At 43.3% G+C, this 1,209-nt stretch carries 1 protein-coding gene; it reads left to right on the top strand.

The features are described 5' to 3' along the window. Positions 1 to 460 precede the first annotated feature (460 nt). On the top strand, positions 461 to 1,209 hold a 749-nt coding region (locus tag J7J62_04130; GenBank protein MCD6124342.1), incomplete at its 3' end, for a transposase.

The following is a 1,209-nucleotide window of genomic DNA, read 5'->3' as shown; positions in this document are numbered from 1 at the left end:
GGGACCGTTAGTTTAATTGTTGCTATTTCTCGCAATTATGTTTTATTTTCATTATATTTAGAGAAAAACATTGGTTTGTCAATTCAATAGAAAGGTATTCTGATGACAAAAACTCCGCTGTCCCCATTGTGGTTCGCTTCGTACCAAGAGAAATGGAACCACACCCAAGGAGCCTCTCGGTCCGCGAGGCAAAACTACTCAGAGAATTCAGAGGTTTTATTGTCATGACTGCCACAGAAGCTTCACTAAGAGGTTCTTCTCCAAACGAAGGCATTGTTCTTACTCGACCATTAGTGATGCGGTAAAAAGAGTCATCGAGGATAAGGGTTCCTACCGCTGTGTTGCAAACCGTGTTGGTGTTTCTCCTTTTGCTGTACTTGACTGGGTAAACCACTTTGGCCAAAACGGTAAGAGTCCCATTGAGATTGCGCAAGAGCTTCATCCTCAATGGAGTGGCATCTTGGGAGTCGATGGTAAAGCTGTGAAGATCTCAGGCTCTGAAGCCGTTGTTCTTGTAGCTGTAGACATAGGTACTAACGATCCGTTCTTCTTCCAGTTGGCAGAGGCTGAAAGCGAAGAAGAGGCAGAAAAGTTCTTCTTGATCATTAAAGAGATCTTCAACTACCCTGTTACCGCAGTGGTCAGTGACCTTGGGAAGGGTAGGGTTTTTGTAAACTTAGTGGATCAGATTTTCCCTGGTGTGCCTCACCAAGCATGCGTTACGCACTTTTCTCGCTATGTTGACATGAAACTCCCGAAGTCGAAGAAAAGCAAATACTACAAACAGAATGAGCTTCTTAGAAGCTATATTAAAAACATCCTCTTCGCCACTAATTTCAACGATGCCGACGAACTTTTGGTTCGTTTAAGACATATTGAGCACCTCTTTGAAGCCAAACATCATAAAGAGATTATCAAATCATTGAGGAGAAATTTCAACCTATTGACAGCCCATCTCTTTCACCCAGAGTTGCCGAGAGACACCAACGTAGTGGAAAACATCATCAAAGAATTGGACAAGAAACTCCTCCAAATGTGTGGATTCAAAAACCCCCAAAACGCTTACAACCTCCTGAAACTATGGTTCTGCGCTTATCGGTTTAGGCCCTTCACCAGTAGCAACTATTCGCACCGTAACGGTCATTCTCCACTCTCATTGGCAGGCATCAAAACGTCAAAGGTCGATTGGTTGAAGTTCTCGCAAAAAAA

This window comes from bacterium (assembly GCA_021159335.1).
Classification (GTDB): domain Bacteria; phylum UBP14; class UBA6098; order B30-G16; family B30-G16; genus JAGGRZ01.
The sequence above is the reverse complement of the archived record's forward strand: the minus strand, read 5'-3'. Positions and strand labels throughout refer to the sequence as shown.